The following is a 16,566-nucleotide window of genomic DNA, read 5'->3' as shown; positions in this document are numbered from 1 at the left end:
CTTTCTAGTAATGGCGCTTAGAATACAGGAAAAGGAATTCTTAAAAATAAGAATTCCTTTACCAGACGTTACTTGCTTGCCGCGAAATCTTTACTGAATGTCTCCAATTGGAAGTCCAATGTGAGCGGGTCATTGAAATAGAATTCATTCATATTAACCTCGAACACGCGATTGTTCTTCACGGCAGGGATATTTTTATACGATTCCGTTTCTTGGAATGAATTGTCGCCAGCTTTGTTCTTACTGAGAATGACATAATCGCCTGCGAATTGCGGAAGAACCTCAGTAGAGAGTGCGAAGTAGCCAGGTCCCAACGCTTTTTCCTTGACTTTCTCCGGCATGTTCAGCTTCATCTCTTGGTACAGAATCTCCGTTCCACGGCCCCAGTTGTTGCCGTACACATACAATTGCTTATTGAAGTTCTCGATAACCGAAACAGTAGCATTTTCACCGATTTTGGCTTTAATGTCTTTGCCAGCTTGTTCAGCACGCTTCTTGAAGTCGTCGATCCAAGCTTTCGCTTCGGCTTCTTTGTTCAAAAGCTTGCCGATCTCCAGATGCTGTGTTAAATAATCGACCTTGCCGTAAGTGTATGTAACGGTAGGAGCGATTTGGTTCAGCTTGTCAATATTTTTAATGCCCGACAATCCGATGATCAAATCCGGATTCAGTTCAATAATTTTCTCCAGGTTCTCATCAGACACTTCTGCTACATCTTTCAATTTCGACTCAAAGCGAGGGTTCTGCTTCGCCCATGTATCTACGCCGACTAGATTTACGTTCAGTGCCATGACATTCCCTGCAAAGGAAGATAATACGATAACGCGCTTCGGATCAGCAGGCACTTTCACTGGTCCATTTTCTGACTGATACGTAATCGTGTCAGATTTGCTTTCTTTGTTCTCTGCCGCATCTTTCTTTGGCTCGGCAGCAGGGCTTGCGCAGGCGCTAATTGCGAGCACAAATATGAGCATAAAGGGGATGAACCACTTTTTCATGATGCTGTTGCTCCTTTAATTAAGTTATATGTGATACACATCGGCTTGTTCGTTCGGGGATCCCGTCCGATTTCAGCGTCGATTTGAAACACCTTTTTCAGTACGTCTGAGGTCATAACCTCTTCACAATCGCCTGCCTTAACGATTTCGCCATTCTTCATTGCGATGATGTAGTCAGCGAATCGAGCCGCTTGGTTCAGATCATGGAGAACCATGACAATGGTGCGTTCCTGCTCTTCATTCAGGCGCTGCAGCAGCTCTAATACTTCAAGCTGATGAGCCATGTCCAAATACGTTGTCGGCTCATCGAGGAAGATGATCTCAGTCTCTTGAGCGAGGGCCATTGCGATCCAGACGCGCTGGCGCTGACCGCCGGAGAGGGCGTCTACAGGGCGATATTTAAAATCAATCGTCCCGGTCATTTCCAATGCCCAGTCGATGACCTCGATATCCCTCTTCGTTAAGCGTCCGAAGCCGCGCTGATATGGGAATCGGCCATAAGAAACGAGCTCGCCAACCGTTAACCCGCTTGCACTTTCCGGGGTTTGGGGCAGAATAGCCATCTTCTTCGCCAGCAGCTTTGTATTTTCTTTCGCAATATTCCCTCCGTCGAGAATGACATTCCCGGATTGGTGAGGGATAATGCGAGTAATTGCTTTCAGCAGTGTAGATTTACCGCATCCATTGGAGCCAATGATCGTTGTGATCTTTTTATCGGGGATAGGGACACTGAGATTTTTGACAATTAAGCGTTCACCATAACCAATGCTTAAATCATCTGTATATAGGCGAGCCATGCTTCAACCTCCATTTATGGAAACGAACGAGCGTTATCGACATTAATTGATAATGATTATCAAGATCATATCTTTCCATAATATAAATTCCTGCATATCGGATGTCAATAGTAATTTTTGTTGTAAAAGGGTGATGAATCGGATATCATTGATAATGATAATCAATACCAATAGGTTTCTGAGGAGTGAAGGGGAAATGGATCAGGAACAATTATTTGATGTAACGGTAATTGGAGGGGGCCCAGCAGGGCTGTACTCTGCTTTTTATAGTGGACTTCGTGAAATGAAAACAAAGCTGATTGAGTATCAGCCTCAGCTTGGCGGCAAGGTGCATGTATATCCAGAGAAAATGATCTGGGATGTTGGCGGACTAACACCGGTCACAGGAGCGCAGCTAATTAAGCAAATGGTGGCGCAGGGGTTGACGTTCGACCCTGAGGTTGTGCTTAATGAGAAAATCGAATCGATTGCTCGCAATGAGGATGGCATTTTTGTTCTGGAAGCAACCTCTGGCCGAAAACATTACTCCAAGACGGTCATCGTGGCAGTTGGCGGCGGAATTTTGAACCCAACCAAGCTTGATATTGAGGGTGCGGAGCGCTTCGAAGTTACGAATTTGAATTATACGGTGAAATCGCTCCGAAAGTTTAAGGATAAGGTTGTGGTCATTTCAGGTGGCGGCAATTCGGCAATTGACTGGGCGAACGAGCTGGAGCCGGTTGCGAAGAAGGTGTATTTGACGTACCGGAAGGATAAGGAGTCTTTGTCCGGTCACGAGGCAACGATTACGCAGTTGATGAACAGCTCCATAGAGTGCTTCTTTAATACTTCTATTACGAAGCTGATTGCAGCAGACAACCATGAGACGATCGAACGAGTAGAACTGACGAATCAAGCAACAGGCGAGACTGCGATATTGCCGATTGATGAAGTGATTATTAACCATGGCTATGAGCGGGATTCGAGCCTGATTGGCAACAGTGCATTGAAGATTGAGCAGGTAGAGGACTTCTATGTAGCGGGCAATGCCAGCAGTGAATCTTCGATTCCGGGTCTGTATGCAGCAGGGGATATTTTGCATCATGATGGGAAGCTGCACTTAATCGCAGGCGCCTTCCAGGATGCGGCCAACGCGGTGAACAAGGCGAAGCAATTCATTCAGCCGGATGCTAAAAGCTGGGGAATGGTCTCTTCCCACAACGATGTGTTTAAGGAACGCAACCGCGAACTGGTGAAGCAGATGATGAATTCATAAATAAATAGGAAGACGCTCCACCGCTTGCCGTTATGATAAGTTGAGGATCGTCTTTTCTTTAGGGAAGCCTTCGGCAGCTCAAGCTGATCCGAAGGCTTCTTATTTTTGCATACAGGATACAGGTAGTTGATTAGTCGAGCGCTTGTACCAAGCTTGCACCGAATTGTGCGGCGCCATCCGGGCCGTCAGCGGTAACAATGTCATCATGGGCCACCACATGCTGGGCGATATACGTGACATTGTTATCTTTCAATTGGTCAATTTGGATATCAAGCGGGTAGCATGTCGCTTCTCTGCCTGCAAGCAGTCCAGTACGGGCAACTGTAACAGCGCCTGCGCAAATGCCGGATACAAGCACGCGATCTTGATGAGCTTGCTTCAAGTATTGCTGCAGCTCTTGGTTATCCCATAGATAATCGTTCGTGCCAGAGCCGCCGATTACAGCAACAACGTCATAATCAGTTGCGGACACATCGGAGAAGATGACTTCTGCCGTGGCTTTGCCTTGGAAGTCTCCTGTGATCTCGCCGGTTGTGGTGCTGGCAATCGTGACGTTCACTCCTGCCTGCTCTAAGGCAGCTTTTGGCTGGAACAGCTCATCTTCATTGAATCGTTCAGGTGGTATAATAAATAAAGCTTTTTTATTCATAAAATATGGCCTCCTATTTGTGGTACACAGTTGAGTTGGTGTCAGGCTTCGTGCTGCAGCACGTGCTGAATCACTTCTGAAGATAAAGTGAACTTGATGTTGCGATCATCGCTGTAAGATGTGTCTTATTGTACCGACGCTCTCCCATCCTGTGAAGAATGCACTTTTTTGTGCGGAGGTTACCTATAGGTTACTTATTGAAGAAATAAGGAGTTAAGGAATCGATGTCAGATACATTGCGAGAAGAAATAAAAAAGAAAATTGTGAACGGTGATTTTAACTGTGAGAAGGAATTAACGCTGTCCATTATCAGTGGGAAGTGGAAGGTCGTCATTCTCTGGCACTTGGGTGTTGAAGGCCCTCATCGCTTCAGTGATCTTCAGCGCTTGTTCCCGAAGGTATCTCATAAAATACTGACCAACCAACTGCGCGAGCTGATGGAGGATGGAATTGTGCATCGGGAGGTGTATCCCGAGGTGCCGCCCAAGGTTGAGTATTCTATGACAGAGCTTGGCATGACGCTCCTGCCTCTCGTGGAAATGATGTATGAGTGGGGAAAAATGCGAATGAATCAGATCAAGCAGGGACTGGGGATCAAGGGCGAAGACTGACACTCAGTCGTGTAAGTAACGGCGCAGTTGGGCAGGATAACGGCCTTGTTGTCGTGAGGCAGCAAGTGTGATCTAGATCATGTTGATTTTTCTATATGGTTTCTTTACAATAGGTGGAAATCATGTTAAGAAGGAGTGGGGGTATGAGCTGGAAGCCGAAGGCGAACCGTTCATTCGATATTTCATTTTCATATGTCCATTCCATAAGAACACTAAGGCATTCGCTGCTTTAGTGTTTTTTTATTTTGCTAATTTCTACGGAGGTGTGGGGATGACGAGATATAAGCGGGTCATGATTAAACTTAGCGGCGGTGCTGTAGCGGGAAGCAGTGAATTCGGCTTTGCTCCTGACAGACTAGAGCATATCGCTAGTGAAGTGATGTCCGTCGTAAAGCTGGGTGTCGAGGTGTCGATCGTCATTGGGGGAGGAAATATATTTCGTGGAAATATGGCGGAGAGTTGGGGGATTGAGCGCGCAGAGGCCGATAATATCGGGACGCTGGCGACTGTCATCAACAGCCTTATGCTGCGAGGCGTTCTAAAGGCGAAGACTGATAAGGAGGTTCGCGTCATGACTGCCGTGCCGGTTACTTCTGTTGCGGAGCCTTATATTCGCTTGCGAGCGATTCACCACTTGGAAAAAGGATATATCGTCATATTTGCCGGGGGCAACGGCCAGCCGTATGTCACTACCGATTATCCCTCTGTGCAGCGGGCGATCGAGGTCAATTGCGACGCGCTGCTCGTGGCGAAGCAAGGCGTTGACGGTGTGCTTGAGGCGGATCCGAGAACGAACAAAGATGCGAGGAAATTCGCTTCTCTCCATTACAACGATGTGATCCAGCATAATTTGAGGGTGATGGATCAATCCGCATTTATTTTGGCGAGGGACTTTCATCTGCCGATTCATGTGTTCAACTTCGACCGGCCGGGGACGATGCGCGACATATGTGAAGGAGAAAATAATGGTACATTAATTAGCGAAGAATCAATTCTACAGTTTGATTAATAACGAAGAGGATCCGCAAGCGCGGATCCTCTTCGTTTCAGTTACGTATTATTTTGTCACCGTAACAGAATAGACTACTCTTGTGCCACTATTCCACTCAGCTACTATGGTGCCATATCCCTCTTTAAAAGCAGTTATATTCCATTGTTAGGTTATTTTATTTGTTTTCTCGAATTAATCATAATTGTACATTTTAGGTTTCGTTCCGTTCATCCTTGGAATGATTTTTTGTAACTTCAAAGCCAAAATTCCCCTTCCGTGCTCTAATGATATGAGAGGGAAGGGAGATAACGATGCCACATGGATATACATAAGCTCGTGAAGAAAGCGCAAAAGGGAAGCGATAGGGCGTTCTTGGAACTGTTCCAGCAGCACGAGGAAGCTATCTACCGGATGGCCTACATGTACGTGAAGAATAAGGATGATGCGCTCGATATTGTACAGGATACAGCGTATCAGGCTTTTAAATCGATCGACAGCCTGCGGGAACCGCAATATTTTAAAACTTGGATTCTCAGAATCACGATTAATCGTGCTCTTTATACATTAAAACAGCGCAATAAAATCATTCCGTTTCCGCCCGAGTATGCCGATCAGCAAGTAGAAAGCTCTTGTGAGGAGGATATTCCCTTAGCCGTAACGCTGCAGGAATTGCTAGACGAATTGGATGCTCAAGAGAAAAGCGTCATCCTGCTCAAGTTTTATCAAGGGTATACGTTTCAGGCGATTTCGGACATTCTTGAGATGCCCTTGAGTTCCGCAAAAACAATACTATACCGGGGATTAAGCAAGCTGCGGAAGAGTTTGAAGAGAGGTGAAATCTCATGAGCCAGCGCAATCGAATTATAGATGAAATAGAGAAAATTGATATACCAAAGGAACTGCATGAGCGAAGCGTCATGGGCGTGCAGCAAGCGAAGCGGGAGCTTCGGCAAACGGGCGGCATCATGAAGATCGCGAAGGTGGCGGGCATAACCGCTGCAGGACTTGTTCTCGCCGTCGCGCTGGGGGCGGCAGCCTCTCCGACATTCGCTGAAGTCGTGAAATCATGGTTCTCGTTAAACAAGACGGATGAAGGCTTGAAGAAGGCGGCTGACGAAGGATTTGCGGTGCCGATTAACAAGCAGGTAACCGATCAGGGAATTACGTTGAAGGTGAAAGAAGCGATTCACGATGTATTGCGCATTTCGATCCTGTACGGTATAGAACAGGATGGAAAATCCATGGATTCGGATCGGTTGTTCGATACGTTTATCCCGAACGGAAACAGTGATGATCCGTACGTGAACCGATACGAGATCGTGGACAGTGAAGGGAACGTACTTCCGCTTCGGTTGCAGCAGACCCATGCAGGGAACGATCGAATTCTAATCCTGTCGCTAGACGATCTTGTGCCCGGCCAAGAGATTTCAGATATGTCAGATCTGCCAAACCAGATTACGGTGCGCTTCGATATTAATCAGATCGGCAAGATGCGGGGAAAATGGTACTTGGAAGTACCTATCGATCTGATGAAGGCGAAGGCCTCTACAACTATCGTGCCTCTTAACAAGCGATATGAATCACAGATGGGGTTCAGCGTAGACTTTAACCAGCTTCGTCATGGGCCGAGTAAATCAGAGCTATTGCTGCAAGTCGATGAGACGCAGGCATGGAGAAGCGCTCAGAAAACAGATCCGATGTTCCGGTATGAAATTAAAGATGGGAAAGAAAATATAGTGGCTGCATATGATGGTCTGATGCGCAGAGAATTAGCCATCGGAAATAAGAATGTTCTTCAACATTCCTTGCATGGTCAAGGAACGTTGGGGCATATGAGATACCGCCATGCGTTCGTGCCTTTTGAGGAGACAAAGGATCTGACCTTGGAAATGACTGCAATCTATACGCAGGAACGTTTCTCTAAAGGGGATTCTATAGCACTCGATCCAGCGGCATTGACGAAGGAGCCGTTAAGGAAGGAGGTGAGGGGGAAGAGTATTGCTTTCAAGGCACGAATGAAGACAGAAGAAGCCCCAGAGCAGTTGAAGGACGGCTACAAAGCCTTTCAAGGCAAGGGGTGGATACTGGAGATTGACCAGCAGCTTGGTTTCGATACGTTTGATCTGGAATGGCACATGATGGACAAGCAGGGGAAGGAGATTAGAGCGGAGTCGGCGACAGAGCTGGAGCAGGATTCGCAAGGGAAGTATCGCAATCGTACGCTGTTCTTTTTCGAAGGCCAGTCCAAGATTCCCAGCAGCCTGAGTGTAACCTTGGAAAGTTGGACAAAGAAGACGCCAATCAGTTGGAGCATTCCGCTCGTGCCGTCGACCGAACCGCTACCTCCAGGTCACGATGAACCGATATATGAGAGGACAGTAGTGGAATTAAAGCCCGAGATCGTAAGCAAGGCGGAACAGGCCATGCATGATCTCGCTCCAAATAAGCCTTCAGAACTGTATGGCGTAGCAGATTACAGCGACCGGTGGTTCCTATATGCCAAGGATAACAGCGAGAGTTTTGTCATTGTGCTCAAAGAAGCGGAAGAGCCCATTATTGTACGACGGGCCATTCCATACCATGAATTGAATGGCAAGCTGCAACAGACGGTGGAGGATACCTTGCGTCGGATGAAGCCTGAACAACCGATTGCATTCGCAGAAGCTGTTCGCGTGAGATCTAAGGAACTTAATAGCTGGTCGTTCCATAATGACCAAGCTGCAATAACGATTGATGCGGTAACGGGCCAAATGGAAACGGCAGAGCTGCGGTATGAACATGGATTCTTTAATGAAAAGGCCAAAGCTGCTGCGGAGAAGGCGTATCCACTTTTTGCGGAAGGCAAGGAATTGCGATTTACAACCATGACGCAGAGAATGGCGCCAACGGAACATGTATGGGAGATTGGACGCGAGATGAGTCTCTTTGCCAGAGTGGGAGTGCGAACGAACCGAGTCTGGTCGGTTCAGCAGAGCTATAAAGATGATCATCCTGGCGATGAGCAGGCAGCACGCAAGAAGTACGCAACTTCGCTTTATTCGCCAGAGCAGGCTATTCGTAAGGTCAATTCGACCGTTAAGCAGGTATTCGGCATCGATATGGAAGGCTACGAAGCGAGCGTCAAGCTCAATGAATATACGTTCACGAAAAAGGGTTCGATGACGATGAAAGGAACCGTCAATGCAAAGGGTGAGTTCTGGAAGCTGGAGCTTATTCCGATAGAGGGAATACAAGATTAGACGGACTTGCTATGAGGAGGGCATCTTTTATGAAAATGAATACATTATTGGCGCTAACATTCGCATGCAGCTTGTTTGCTGCAACTCCGGCTATGGCAGAACGGGCCGGAGTAGCTAACGGAGGGACGGGAATTGTTCAGTATAGCGATGTAGATCGAAAGCTGGCAGAGTCGGCAGAGAAAGCAATTGAGCAATATGGAAACGGAAAAGCATTTCAATTAGAGGAAGCGTTCAAGGACAGTTATTTTGTAGATAAAGAGCAAAAAGAGAGTTGGATCATCCAATCTAAGGATCGGAGCGCCGTTGTATCGGTCGATGCAGTTTCCGGCAAGGTACTTACCGTGTCATTGAGCTTCAAGATGGAGGAGGTAACTGGTGAATATGCTTCGTACCTGAAGGTAGCACAGTCAGCAGTGAAGCAGTTACATAAAAATGCGGAGCTTGTCTTTACGGAAGCTCACTTTTTCCAAAACAATAACGCGGCAAATATATCAGAAGTAATGACTTTCGGTGCGAAAGACGATCAATTTATACAAATCGATACGAAGACAAGTAAGCCATTAAACTACCGTTTTATATACAAGGCAGTGGATATGGATCGTAAAATCATAGGCGTGGCTGAACAGGCAGTAAAAAGTATGGGGATTGACAAGGTTAAACCATTTACAAGCTTTGTGTACGAAAAATATGAAGGAAGAGAAGAGTGGAGGCTAACAAGAAAAATAGAAGTTAAAGGCGATCTCAGGAAAAATGGGGCTGTGAGGATAGACGAGAATAACCGTGCGTTCGTTGTCGAGGCCGTTGCCACAATCGAAGCAAAGACGGGCAAGCTTACCTCTATAAATGTTAAGCCAAATACGAATGATCAGAAGCGCAAATCATTGTCGAAGGAACAAGGCATTGCGATTGCTAAGCCTGTCGCGAAGAAATTGTGGGGCGTAGACTTATCTTCCTACGAGGTGAAGGTTAATAAGGACTGGGGCGACTACACGTTTAGCAGTAAAGGCAATGCGTCTATCATAGCCAAGTTCGATAACTTTGGCAATCTGGTTCGCATAGAGCGTAAATGAAATAATAGATTACATGTAAAAAATAACATAGTTATAGGTTGCTAAATCACGAAGGGACGATTCACTTCAGAGCAAAAGAAGAGCAAAGCATTGTACTTGATACAAAGACGAAAAAGCTGCTCCAGTACCGCATCAATTACAGAACAGCGGATGTGGATCGCAAGATAATTGCGGCTGCCGAAGAGGCGGTAAAGAGTATGGGGGCAAGTAAGGTACAGCCATTTACAAACTTTGCGCGTCAAAGTATTAATATTGGTTCAGAAAAAGAAGTGTGGGAATTGAGTCGGAGAATTGAGGTTAAGGGGGAACGCAGTCCCTATAAAACTTACGTTGTAGAGGGTCGCACTGATTAAGCCTGTCGCAAAGAAATTGTGGGGCGCAGACGTGTCTTCTTGCACACTAAGGATTGATGAAGCTTGGAGAGACTACATTTTTAGCAGCAATGGAAAGCCCTCAATTGTGGCTAGAATCAATGAGTTTGGGAACCTTGTGAACATCAGTCTGGATCCATTGAGAAAATAAAGATTTAGGAGTTATTACGAACGGAACAGAGTTATGCCATCATCATTTTATAATCATAGGAGGGCGCCGAAACCGGCGCCCTTTTCCCGTTTTAGCAATGTGCGGGAAAGACTCTTGTTATATTTCAGAAGTTCTGGGACAATAATAATCAGATTATAGAGGTGCAGTTATTTATACGTATTAACACATCTGTAGGTAAAGTACTGTTAGGAAGTAAGACAGAATTTTGACGTGTTGAAAAGAGGGCACTAGATGAATAAGCAATCCATCTATGGATTAACATTGGATCAACTAGCCGCTTGGTTGGAGGAGCGGGGACATAAGAAGTCACGTGCATCCCAAGTCTGGGATTATCTATATCGTAAGCGGGTTAAGGATTTCGCTGATATGGCAGAAGTAAATGAGGATAGCGCAGCGCTGCTGTCCGAGCACTTCGTCATCCATACGCTTAGCGAGCATGTGAAGCAGCAATCGGCTGATGGCACGATTAAGTTCTTGTTCAAGCTGCAGGATGGCAACCTGATCGAGACAGTATTGATGAAACATAAATTCGGATTGTCGGTTTGTGTGACGACACAGGTTGGCTGCAATATTGGCTGCAGCTTTTGTGCGAGCGGACTGCTGGCAAAGAGCCGCGACTTGTCGAGCGGCGAGATTGTAGAACAGATTATGAAGGTTCAGCACCATTTGGACGAAATGGGCCAAGGTGATCTGGTCAGTCATATCGTCGTGATGGGCATCGGAGAGCCGTTCGATAACTTCGAGAATATTATTAACTTCTTGCGGGTCGTGACTGATCATAAAGGTCTGGCTATCGGTGCGAGACGAATTACGGTTTCAACAAGCGGCTTGGCGAATAAGATTAAAGATTTCGCGGATATTAACCTGCGGGTGAATCTGGCTCTTTCCTTGCATGCACCGAATGATGAGCTTCGCACGCGCATTATGAAGATCAACCGTGCGATTCCGATTGCGAAGGTGATGGAGGCGATTCAGTACTTCATCAATACAACGAACCAACGGGTGACACTGGAATATATCTTGTTGAGGGACGTAAACGATCAGCAGGAGCATGCGCTTGAATTGGTGAAGCTGATACAGGAGTGGAACATGCAGGACGAGGTCAATGTGAACCTGATCCCGTACAACCCTGTTGATGAACACAGCCAATATCAGCGCAGCGAGCAGGAGTCGATCCGCGGCTTCTATGACGTGATGAAGAAAAATAACATCAGCTGCAGCGTACGCTTGGAGCATGGCACAGACATCGATGCCGCCTGCGGCCAGCTTCGCAGTAAGCAGATTAAGAAAGAAAACACGCATGCATCAACGTAAGCCGTGGTAGAAAAAAGGGGCATTGAGCGGCAGGAAATCGGACAATTGTATCTTGACCCTGTGTACCCTCTTCGATTAACATAAGATCTATAAAGGGGAGTAGCTGTTACAATAAAGTCGTCATTACGAGGATAATCCTCCGGCTTTGTTGGCAACTTCGATTGTTAGCGAGACCTTTACCGACAGGGTGAAAGGTCTTTATTTATGGCCTTTACCGTGATCGGTAAAGGTCATTTTTGTTTTTTAAGGGGTGTTGCTCGGGAAACTTCTCATAATTGTGCGCAATTGAAGAAAAGATATACATGACATGATAAGAGGAGAGGGTACTATGGATTTCTTTACAGCAGAGTTCTGGTCCGCGCTAATGGCAATCGTAGTCATTGATTTAGTCTTGGCGGGAGACAATGCAATAGTAATCGGTTTGACAGCGCGCAACCTGCCTAAGGAGCAGCAGAAGAAAGTCATATTCTGGGGCACATTTGGTGCTATTGCGCTTCGTTCCTTGTTGACGCTTGCTGTAGTATGGCTGTTGAAAATTCCGGGCTTGCTGCTCATTGGCGGCGTACTGCTCGTATGGATTGCGTATAAGCTGCTTGTAGAAGAGAAGGGCCATGATGTTGGATCTGCTGCTAGCCTGTGGGCGGCGATCAAGACGATCATTATCGCGGATACGGTCATGGGGCTCGATAACGTGCTTGCGGTAGCAGGGGCGGCGCATGGTGATTTTATACTCGTTGTACTCGGCTTGCTAATTAGTGTACCTATCGTGGTATGGGGCAGCACGCTTATTATTAAGTGGGTAGAGCGCTTCCCGGTCATTATCTATATTGGTGCGGGTGTCCTGGCTTGGACGGCGGCAAAGATGATTGTAGATGAGCCGCTGGTGAAGGGGTTCTTTACAGCGAACCCGGTTCTAAAGTGGTGCCTTATCGTTGTCATCATCGTCGCTGTGTTGGCATTGGGCAGAATGAAAAAGCAGAAGCAAGTGAAGCAGGCTGCGTAAGGTGCGGCTGATAAGCAATTATTTGCCGAAAAAGTAAGGTAGATGAGCGAGGAGCTGTCCGGAAGAGGCTCCTTTTTTGTTGAAATAAAAAGTAAAAATAGGAGTGCATGCATCAAGCTGTTGCGCTATAATGAAAATGTGAATAAAATGGAACGTGGTTCCATTGAGTGGAACGATAGTGTTCGGTGACTAAAGGTCGGTGTATGTATTATTCTTCATACGATGGGAGCGTGAATGTTGTGGATAGTAAAGAACGATTTTCAAGTCGGGTGGATGCGTACGTGAAATATCGACCGAGTTATCCGACAGAGGCACTGGCGTATTTGTACGATGTCGTAGGTTTGCGTCCCGAGGATATAATTGCCGATATAGGCGCGGGAACCGGGAAATTCTCGAAGCTTCTCCTTGGCAAAGGAAGCCGCGTTACCGCGGTAGAACCTAATCAGCCCATGCGGGAGGCGGCTGAGCGAGAACTTGGGGGCAATCCGAATTATCGCGCCATTTCAGGAGCGGCAGAGGCGACAGGGCTGCCCGATCACTCCGTCGATCATATCGTATGTGCGCAGGCATTTCACTGGTTCGATCGCACAGTAGCCCGTGCAGAATTTCATCGCATCCTGAAGCCGGGAGGGAAAGTAGTCCTCATATGGAATGCGCGAAAGCTTCACGGAACCCCGTTTCTGGAGGAATATGAGCAACTGCTCCGGCAGTATGGAACGGATTATGAGAAGCTGCGCCATAAAAATATATCAGAGGAAGCATTAGCAGCCTTTTTCTCCCCTAACAAGATGACGGTGGCTACATTCACGATGCGGCAATTGCTTAAAAAAGAGGAACTTGGTGGGAGATTGCTTTCCTCCTCGTACGCGCCTGAGAAGGGCCATCCGAATCATGAGCCCATGATGGCTGAGCTCGCCCGTGTATTCGAACGCAATCAGCAGAATGGCGTTGTATCCTTTGATTACGAAACTGAAATATACTGGGGCGAAATGTAGGAAAATAGCCAAGAATCGCATATTGCTTTTAGATAAGAGAGGAGAAAATACCTCTCTTTTTTGCGTCTGTGTCATATTTGGTATTGACTCTGCCATACATTATGATAGAATCATTATCACTTATAAATCCTATTGTATTACTAGGTATAAATGAGGGGGATATACGATTTGGCACAAATGATCATTACTGGATTGTTATGTGGGATACTGCTCGGGTTTGTCATGCAGCGCGGCCGATTCTGCCTGACTGGTGGATTCCGTGATATGTATTTGGCAAAGGATAATCGGATGTTCTATGCGCTGCTTATCGCCATCACGGTTCAAAGCATCGGCGTATTTGCACTCATTCAGCTCGGATTGGTGGAGTTCACGGCAGGCTCGTTTCAATGGCTGAGCACGATCGTAGGCTCTTTCATATTTGGAATCGGCATTATTTTGGCGGGAGGTTGTGCGACAGGGACATGGTATCGTGCCGGGGAAGGCTTGATTGGAAGTTGGATTGCCTTATTCGGATATATGGCGATGAGCGCCATTATGAAGTCAGGCGCGTTGCTGCCTGTCAACCACGGCCTGAAGGCGTATGCAGCTCCGAATAATTCCATCCCGGATACATTCGGATTGTCCGTATGGCCGTTCATCGTCGTGCTCGCGCTCGTGACATTATGGCTTGTTAGCAAGCAACTGCGCAAACCAGCCGTCGCGATTCCAGCTTTGCCGGCAAAACGGAAAGGACTCAACCATCTATTGTTCGAAAAGCGCTGGCATCCGTTTGCTACAGCTGCTCTTGTAGGAATCATTGCGCTGCTCGCATGGCCGCTGAGCGAAGCGACAGGTCGGATGTCCGGTCTTGGCATTACAACGCCGTCAGCCAATCTCCTGCAGTACTTGGTGACGGGCGATAGTACCAAGTATGTGAACTGGGGCGTTTTCTTGGTGCTTGGCATCTTTGCAGGCTCCTTCCTGGCAGCGAAGGGAAGCCGCGAATTCCGCTTTCGGGCACCGGATGCAAAGACAGCTGTATCCAGCTTCGGCGGGGGGCTTCTCATGGGCTTCGGAGCGAGTTGGGCAGGAGGGTGTTCGATTGGCAATGGGCTCGTTATGACGGCCATGATGACGTGGCAAGGATGGGTGTCACTCATTTTCATGATTTTAGGTACATGGACGGCTTCGTATTTCGTATATGTACGGCCGCGTACCAAGGCAAGTCGCAAGCTAGGTGCTTCTTATCATGCAAAGACCGTATAGGAGGAAAATGACATGAAAACGAAATTAGCCGTACTTGGCATGGTATGCCCGTTTCCGTTAATCGAGGCGAAGGAGGCGATCCAGTCATTAAGCAGCGGCGATGAGCTGGTCATTGACTTCGACTGCACGCAAGCTACAGAGAGCATTCCTCGTTGGGCCGCCGAAGCCGGGCATACGATAACGAACTATGAACAAATCGATGATGCATCATGGACGATTACGGTACGTAAAAAATAACCGGAGACATCGACGAACAATAACGGGGAGTTCTACGATGCCGCTTCTTTCAGTGAACTAAAAGAGATGGCATAAAGCAAGAAGGTCGAGTTGAGGACAAAAAGAGGAGTCCTGACTCGACCTTTCGTATTATAGGTCATTATTTTAGTATATGATAGGGGAAGTATCCTTTTTTAATTACTTTTTTTGTGTGGCTAAAGGAAAGTGCATGTACCTTAATCTGGCCATTTTGGATATGTACCCTCTTCAAGCACTCCAAACTTCCAGCTCCATTTTTCAAAAATATTATTTTTTGATGCAATTGTATGTTCAACGACGATTCCTACTCTAGTAGCGAGTCCACCTCTCAATACAGGAGCCCAATTCCAGTCTCTAACCAATATGGTGCCACTCAAAATTTTTGGGACATCTTTAGGATCGGTAGAGCCAAATTCGGGGATTTCTTTGTTTTGAAATTTCCCAGATCCATTTAAGGTAGGCCCATCTTGAAATAAGTATTTTCTGGCTAGAATAGCTCTGATATTGTCATCCTTATGCTCTATTCTCCAACTAACCTTGTCCATTCCAATGTACATACCACCATCACTATATTCATAATAAAATACTGTGAGGAATGTATGAACTTTTCCAGATTTATCAGTATCATTTTTACTGTTACTGTTGGGAACTGAACCGACTATTTCAAAATCAGTGGCATATTGGGTTATTGTTTCGTTGGTGAGTATATTTCTTAAGTCTTGAATGGGATATGTTCTCTGACTTACAACTTTTGTCGTGGCACTATCTTCCTCTTTAATTGAGAGATCAACAATTCTAAAGTCTGGTTTCTTAAAGAGATTGAATGTGTTTGTGGAGTTATCGTATTTTTTTATGATTTCGTACCCAGCAGGAACTGTAGGTGGTGAGTCTGAGTCAAGTCCTTTTGCGAATGAATGAGTGGAGTAAGTAGACAGAAGTAACAGGGTCATAACGAAAGATAAAAGCAATTTCGAAGATTTCAATTTTACACTAACCCCCTTAATTGGTATTTGATGTAATAATATCATATTGAATTTCCCAGTCAAGTATTATAGTTTTAATTTTTGAGTGAAAACTAATCCAATAGAAAGGCGGCATCATATAAGGACGCTTCTATCTTGATTGTACATGATCATTATTTGAATTTGTGATAGGATTAATTTGGGGAATGTGGATAAATTAAACTTAGGATCAAAAGAAAAGGAGCTACAATGTCTATGAAAAAATTAATTCTTAGTGCGTTGTTTATTATTCTTACAATATTTTTCCTGGTGGGATGCACTGAAAGTACGAAATTTAAAGGGGCAACTGAAAACTGGGAAGTCGAAGTTATGCAGAAAGGTAATTTGGAGCAAGTGCAATATCGATTTAAGTATTTGGGAGTTGAGCAGTCTATAGAGTCCTTTTCTTATCGATTTGAGAGCCTGAATCTTAATTCATCAGGTACTTTATCGAAAACAAATTCAATTCCGTTTATTTATGAAACAAATATAAGATTCATCGGTCAAAAAAAAATAGAAGTTCCTTTAACAGCAACAATAGGTTGGAATGGCAAAAAAGAGGAAATTAAGCTGGAATAATAATAAATGTAAATTGACTCT

The 16,566-nt window shown here is 45.9% G+C and carries 17 protein-coding genes; 13 read left to right on the top strand and 4 right to left on the bottom strand.

Translation table 11 applies throughout. The features are described 5' to 3' along the window. Positions 1-68 precede the first annotated feature (68 nt). Both ACQ5BJ_RS18525 and ACQ5BJ_RS18520 read right to left on the bottom strand, forming a co-directional pair. Complete coding sequence (locus ACQ5BJ_RS18525) at positions 69-998, bottom strand: iron-hydroxamate ABC transporter substrate-binding protein (protein ID WP_268599214.1); 930 nt, start codon at positions 996-998, stop codon at positions 69-71. Next, the gene (locus tag ACQ5BJ_RS18520; RefSeq protein WP_005545227.1) at positions 995-1,795 is read right to left on the bottom strand and encodes an ABC transporter ATP-binding protein; all 801 of its coding nucleotides are present in this window, start codon (positions 1,793-1,795) and stop codon (positions 995-997) included. The genes ACQ5BJ_RS18525 and ACQ5BJ_RS18520 overlap by 4 nt, the downstream gene beginning before the upstream one ends. Before the next feature lie 196 nt (positions 1,796-1,991). On the opposite strand from ACQ5BJ_RS18520, the gene ACQ5BJ_RS18515 reads away from it, so the two are divergent. Next, a complete protein-coding gene (locus ACQ5BJ_RS18515) occupies positions 1,992-3,050 on the top strand; it encodes an NAD(P)/FAD-dependent oxidoreductase (protein ID WP_430111877.1) in 1,059 nt (352 codons plus the stop codon). Positions 3,051-3,180: 130 nt separating this feature from the next. Here the strand turns inward: ACQ5BJ_RS18515 and ACQ5BJ_RS18510 are convergent, their stop codons facing one another. After that, the gene (locus tag ACQ5BJ_RS18510; protein ID WP_268599216.1) at positions 3,181-3,699 is read right to left on the bottom strand and encodes a DJ-1/PfpI family protein; all 519 of its coding nucleotides are present in this window, start codon (positions 3,697-3,699) and stop codon (positions 3,181-3,183) included. Between the two features lie 224 nt (positions 3,700-3,923). Here ACQ5BJ_RS18510 and ACQ5BJ_RS18505 point away from each other — a divergent pair, with 224 nt between their 5' ends. The 11 genes from ACQ5BJ_RS18505 to ACQ5BJ_RS18455 all read left to right on the top strand — a co-directional run bounded on the left by ACQ5BJ_RS18505 (position 3,924) and on the right by ACQ5BJ_RS18455 (position 14,947). After that, entirely contained in the window at positions 3,924-4,310 is a 387-nt protein-coding gene (locus ACQ5BJ_RS18505; protein ID WP_268623067.1) for a winged helix-turn-helix transcriptional regulator, read from the top strand. Positions 4,311-4,581: 271 nt separating this feature from the next. Further along, on the top strand, positions 4,582-5,319 hold the full coding sequence (gene pyrH, locus ACQ5BJ_RS18500; protein WP_005545219.1) for a UMP kinase: 738 nt from the start codon (positions 4,582-4,584) through the stop codon (positions 5,317-5,319). Positions 5,320-5,619: 300 nt separating this feature from the next. Beyond that, entirely contained in the window at positions 5,620-6,147 is a 528-nt protein-coding gene (locus ACQ5BJ_RS18495; RefSeq protein WP_430111874.1) for a sigma-70 family RNA polymerase sigma factor, read from the top strand. After that, positions 6,144-8,540, top strand: a complete 2,397-nt coding sequence (locus ACQ5BJ_RS18490) for a DUF4179 domain-containing protein (RefSeq protein WP_430111872.1) — start codon at positions 6,144-6,146, stop codon at positions 8,538-8,540. Before ACQ5BJ_RS18495 ends, ACQ5BJ_RS18490 begins: the two co-directional genes overlap by 4 nt. 29 nt (positions 8,541-8,569) lie before the next feature. Continuing rightward, positions 8,570-9,610: a hypothetical protein gene (locus tag ACQ5BJ_RS18485; protein WP_430111870.1), complete on the top strand. Its 1,041-nt coding sequence runs from the start codon at positions 8,570-8,572 to the stop codon at positions 9,608-9,610. Between the two features lie 38 nt (positions 9,611-9,648). Next, positions 9,649-9,963, top strand: coding sequence for a hypothetical protein (locus ACQ5BJ_RS18480; protein WP_005545211.1), 315 nt, complete (start codon positions 9,649-9,651; stop codon positions 9,961-9,963). A 421-nt stretch (positions 9,964-10,384) separates the two neighbouring features. Continuing rightward, positions 10,385-11,467, top strand: coding sequence for a 23S rRNA (adenine(2503)-C(2))-methyltransferase RlmN (gene rlmN / locus ACQ5BJ_RS18475; protein ID WP_005545210.1), 1,083 nt, complete (start codon positions 10,385-10,387; stop codon positions 11,465-11,467). 328 nt (positions 11,468-11,795) lie between these two features. Beyond that, complete coding sequence (locus tag ACQ5BJ_RS18470; RefSeq protein ID WP_171417460.1) at positions 11,796-12,470, top strand: TerC family protein; 675 nt, start codon at positions 11,796-11,798, stop codon at positions 12,468-12,470. A gap of 203 nt (positions 12,471-12,673) precedes the next feature. Next, positions 12,674-13,465, top strand: a complete 792-nt coding sequence (locus ACQ5BJ_RS18465) for a class I SAM-dependent methyltransferase (RefSeq protein ID WP_430111867.1) — start codon at positions 12,674-12,676, stop codon at positions 13,463-13,465. Between the two features lie 177 nt (positions 13,466-13,642). After that, a complete protein-coding gene (locus ACQ5BJ_RS18460) occupies positions 13,643-14,710 on the top strand; it encodes a YeeE/YedE family protein (protein ID WP_040735730.1) in 1,068 nt (355 codons plus the stop codon). A 12-nt stretch (positions 14,711-14,722) separates the two neighbouring features. Continuing rightward, a complete protein-coding gene (locus tag ACQ5BJ_RS18455; protein ID WP_430111866.1) occupies positions 14,723-14,947 on the top strand; it encodes a sulfurtransferase TusA family protein in 225 nt (74 codons plus the stop codon). A gap of 215 nt (positions 14,948-15,162) precedes the next feature. On the opposite strand, the gene ACQ5BJ_RS18450 is transcribed toward ACQ5BJ_RS18455, so the two are convergent. Continuing rightward, positions 15,163-15,948, bottom strand: a complete 786-nt coding sequence (locus ACQ5BJ_RS18450) for a hypothetical protein (RefSeq protein WP_262866505.1) — start codon at positions 15,946-15,948, stop codon at positions 15,163-15,165. Positions 15,949-16,182: 234 nt separating this feature from the next. Here ACQ5BJ_RS18450 and ACQ5BJ_RS18445 point away from each other — a divergent pair, with 234 nt between their 5' ends. Further along, on the top strand, positions 16,183-16,545 hold the full coding sequence (locus ACQ5BJ_RS18445; protein WP_262866504.1) for a hypothetical protein: 363 nt from the start codon (positions 16,183-16,185) through the stop codon (positions 16,543-16,545). Positions 16,546-16,566 lie beyond the last annotated feature (21 nt).

Source organism: Paenibacillus sp. B1-35, from assembly GCF_050474385.1.
In the GTDB taxonomy this organism is placed as follows: Bacteria; Bacillota; Bacilli; order Paenibacillales; family Paenibacillaceae; genus Paenibacillus_B; species Paenibacillus_B alvei.
Note: the sequence above shows the minus strand (reverse complement) of the source record. Positions and strands in the feature narration are given on the sequence as shown.

Coding starts and splice junctions, on each gene's coding strand:
- ACQ5BJ_RS18525 (WP_268599214.1), bottom strand. CDS start 998: ATGAAAAAGTGGTTCATCCCCTTTATGCTCATATTTGTGCTCGCAATT.
- ACQ5BJ_RS18520 (WP_005545227.1), bottom strand. CDS start 1,795: ATGGCTCGCCTATATACAGATGATTTAAGCATTGGTTATGGTGAACGC.
- ACQ5BJ_RS18515 (WP_430111877.1), top strand. CDS start 1,992: ATGGATCAGGAACAATTATTTGATGTAACGGTAATTGGAGGGGGCCCA.
- ACQ5BJ_RS18510 (WP_268599216.1), bottom strand. CDS start 3,699: ATGAATAAAAAAGCTTTATTTATTATACCACCTGAACGATTCAATGAA.
- ACQ5BJ_RS18505 (WP_268623067.1), top strand. CDS start 3,924: ATGTCAGATACATTGCGAGAAGAAATAAAAAAGAAAATTGTGAACGGT.
- pyrH (WP_005545219.1), top strand. CDS start 4,582: ATGACGAGATATAAGCGGGTCATGATTAAACTTAGCGGCGGTGCTGTA.
- ACQ5BJ_RS18495 (WP_430111874.1), top strand. CDS start 5,620: ATGGATATACATAAGCTCGTGAAGAAAGCGCAAAAGGGAAGCGATAGG.
- ACQ5BJ_RS18490 (WP_430111872.1), top strand. CDS start 6,144: ATGAGCCAGCGCAATCGAATTATAGATGAAATAGAGAAAATTGATATA.
- ACQ5BJ_RS18485 (WP_430111870.1), top strand. CDS start 8,570: ATGAAAATGAATACATTATTGGCGCTAACATTCGCATGCAGCTTGTTT.
- rlmN (WP_005545210.1), top strand. CDS start 10,385: ATGAATAAGCAATCCATCTATGGATTAACATTGGATCAACTAGCCGCT.
- ACQ5BJ_RS18470 (WP_171417460.1), top strand. CDS start 11,796: ATGGATTTCTTTACAGCAGAGTTCTGGTCCGCGCTAATGGCAATCGTA.
- ACQ5BJ_RS18465 (WP_430111867.1), top strand. CDS start 12,674: ATGTATTATTCTTCATACGATGGGAGCGTGAATGTTGTGGATAGTAAA.
- ACQ5BJ_RS18460 (WP_040735730.1), top strand. CDS start 13,643: ATGATCATTACTGGATTGTTATGTGGGATACTGCTCGGGTTTGTCATG.
- ACQ5BJ_RS18455 (WP_430111866.1), top strand. CDS start 14,723: ATGAAAACGAAATTAGCCGTACTTGGCATGGTATGCCCGTTTCCGTTA.
- ACQ5BJ_RS18445 (WP_262866504.1), top strand. CDS start 16,183: ATGAAAAAATTAATTCTTAGTGCGTTGTTTATTATTCTTACAATATTT.